The sequence below is a fragment of the Methanobrevibacter sp. genome, from assembly GCF_045646045.1.
Taxonomy (GTDB): domain Archaea; phylum Methanobacteriota; class Methanobacteria; order Methanobacteriales; family Methanobacteriaceae; genus Methanocatella.
This window is the reverse complement of the sequence record NZ_JAZRJY010000145.1, coordinates 1-2,181: the sequence shown is the minus strand read 5'-3', so window position 1 is coordinate 2,181 and position 2,181 is coordinate 1. Positions and strand designations below refer to the sequence as shown.

3 protein-coding genes are annotated in these 2,181 nt (G+C 35.7%); all 3 read left to right on the top strand.

The features are described from left to right. The first annotated feature begins 118 nt into the window (after positions 1 to 118). Genes porB through ACKI5C_RS09715 form a run of 3 tightly spaced genes read left to right on the top strand, consistent with a single transcriptional unit; the run spans position 119 to position 1,937 of the window. The gene (gene porB, locus ACKI5C_RS09725; protein WP_407432927.1) at positions 119 to 985 is read left to right on the top strand and encodes a pyruvate synthase subunit PorB; all 867 of its coding nucleotides are present in this window, start codon (positions 119 to 121) and stop codon (positions 983 to 985) included. A 12-nt stretch (positions 986 to 997) separates the two neighbouring features. Continuing rightward, positions 998 to 1,498, top strand: a complete 501-nt coding sequence (locus ACKI5C_RS09720) for a 4Fe-4S dicluster domain-containing protein (protein WP_407432926.1) — start codon at positions 998 to 1,000, stop codon at positions 1,496 to 1,498. A gap of 10 nt (positions 1,499 to 1,508) precedes the next feature. Continuing rightward, complete coding sequence (locus ACKI5C_RS09715) at positions 1,509 to 1,937, top strand: 4Fe-4S dicluster domain-containing protein (RefSeq protein WP_407432925.1); 429 nt, start codon at positions 1,509 to 1,511, stop codon at positions 1,935 to 1,937. The last annotated feature ends 244 nt before the right edge of the window (positions 1,938 to 2,181 follow it).

Below are 2,181 nucleotides of genomic sequence, written 5' to 3'. Positions count from 1 at the left end.
TTCATTTTAGGATTAGGTGGAAGAGACGTAGTTCCTGAATACATTGAAGAAGCTGTAGAATTAACTAAAAATCCAGTAAAAGAAGTTACTTGGTTAGGCTTAAAGGAGGATGAATAATATGGAATTTCCTGAAGAAGAATTATTAGCACCAGGTCACAGAGGTTGTGCTGGTTGCGGAGCAGCTATTGCTGTAAGGCTTGCTCTTAAGGCATTAGGCAGAAACACTGTGGTAGCTTGTGCAACTGGTTGTTTGGATGTTATGACATCCCCTTATCCTGAAACCGCATGGGAAGTCCCATGGATCCACGTTGCTTTTGAAAATGCAGGTGCAGTGGCTTCCGGTGTAGAAAGAGCATTGAAAGCTCAAGGTAAAGAAGATGTTAACATTGTTGCTTTCGGTGGTGACGGTGGTACTGCTGATATCGGTATCCAATCATTATCCGGTGCAATGGAAAGAGGTCACGATATAACCTATATCTGTTACGATAACGAAGCTTACATGAACACTGGTATTCAAAGAAGTGGAGCTACCCCTTATGGTGCATCAACAACTACTTCACCAGCAGGTAACTTAAGCTTTGGTGAAGATAAGCCTAAGAAAAACATGGCTTTCATTATGGCAGCTCATGGAATTCCATATGTAGCTACAGCATCAATTTCATATCCTGAAGACTTTATGAAAAAGGTCAAAAAGGCAGCTGAAACCAAAGGTCCTGCTTACATTCACTTGCAACAACCATGTACTACCGGTTGGGGATTCAAACCTGAACACACCATTAAATTAGGTAGACTTGCAGTCGAAACCGGAGCATGGGGATTATTTGAAATTGAAAACGGTGAATTCAGAGTAACTTACAGACCTCAAGAAAGAAAACCTGTAGTGGAATACTTATCCGCTCAAAAAAGATTCAAACATCTTAAAGAAGAACAAATTAATGAAATCCAAGAATTCGTTGACAATCAATGTGAAGAATTAGGTATCTAAGGAGGGTCTCTATTGGAGAAATTAATAGTAGATAATGAATTATGTGATGGATGCCAGGATTGCGAAAAAGCATGTGAAGGAGTCCATGGAGTTCCTAGAATCACTATTCATGAATTAGACGGATCCTATTTCCCTATTCGTTGTCAGCAATGTGAGGATGCTCCTTGTGAGATTATTTGTCCAACAGGTGCAATGAGCAATTTAGGAGTAGATGTAACTAAATGTATTGCTTGTGGTTTCTGTGCAATGGCTTGTCCGTTTGGTGCAATTTCCATTGAGTATAGCAATGCTCATAAGTGCAATCATTGTGCAGACAGAGAAGAAGGTCCTGCATGTGTTAAAGCTTGTTCCAAAAGAGCTATTGCAGTTCATGACATTGCAAATGTCATTAAGAGGAAACAAAGAGAACACATTGAAAAAATCTATGGCTTGGATAAACCGGCTAAGAAAAAAGGTCTTCTCAGTGTCATAACAACTGATACAAGAGCTAGAAAACCATTAGATGGAGAATAGAGGTGTTGAAATGGATGAATTAAAAGTTAACCCAGAACTTTGTGTAGATTGTGGACTTTGTGAACGTAATTGTCCTAACAATGCAATTCGTGTTCATGATGGTGTCCCTTTATTCTGTATGCATTGCAGTCCTGAAAAAGCACCTTGTCTTGCTGTATGTCCAAAAGGAGCTATTGTAGCTTTAGGTGGAGCTATTACAATTAAGCAGGATAAATGTATTGGTTGTGGATTATGTCACAGTGTATGTCCCATTGGAGCCGTCACCATTAATGAAATAGGTCAGGCTACCAAATGTGATCTCTGTGCAGATTACGACACTCAACAATGCGTTGAAGCTTGTCCAACACATGCACTCACAAATGATACAGAAAAGATAATTCATGATAAGCAAGAAAAAATCACTGAAGGATTTAAGAAAGTTCAAACTTTATTGAAATAATCTTAATCCTTTCTTTTTTTATTTTTTAAATTCTTTTTATTTTTTAATTTTATTATTCAATTTTCTAATTTTATTTTAATTATTTTATTTTTAATATCTATTTTTATAAATTTTAATAAATTATTTAAATAAATAAATTAAATATTTTATATAGATTATTTAAAAAATTTAAAAATTAATTATTTTTCTTTAACTCAATTATGTGATTTTATGATAACAGAAAAACAAATTGAAGATACCATTT